The following is a 337-nucleotide window of genomic DNA, read 5'->3' as shown; positions in this document are numbered from 1 at the left end:
GGATTATGTGCACCTCGTGATTATGCGCAGATTGCTGAGGCAGGAGGCTTTAACCGTCGGATTCTCGGACGACTTCCGGCTGGCGAACTGCGCATAATTCTTGTGTCTCCTATCGAGCGTAATCAGCTCAATAGGAGATCAGTATGCAAAAGATGATCGTCATACAGCCACAGCCGCGCGCTTGGCTGGAAGGAAGTATTCTTCAGCCTTACGTTTCGCAATGCGGGGAGCATTTGCAACGAAGGCGATATGCTCCGGGCACCCAGCGCGCCTACATGTGCTGCATCGCGCACTTCGCCCATTGGCTGACACAGGAGGGGTACCGCCTGGAAGCGAT

General features: G+C 54.9%; 1 pseudogene. It reads left to right on the top strand.

From position 1 onward, the window contains the following. Nucleotides 1–143: 143 nt before the first annotated feature. Nucleotides 144–337, top strand: a pseudogene (locus PY650_RS36920) (hypothetical protein); the annotation flags it as partial.

Origin of the sequence: Martinezella calliandrae (assembly GCF_030272695.1) — a bacterium.
GTDB lineage: Bacteria > Pseudomonadota > Alphaproteobacteria > Rhizobiales > Rhizobiaceae > Rhizobium > Rhizobium calliandrae.
Note: the sequence above shows the minus strand (reverse complement) of the source record. Positions and strands in the feature narration are given on the sequence as shown.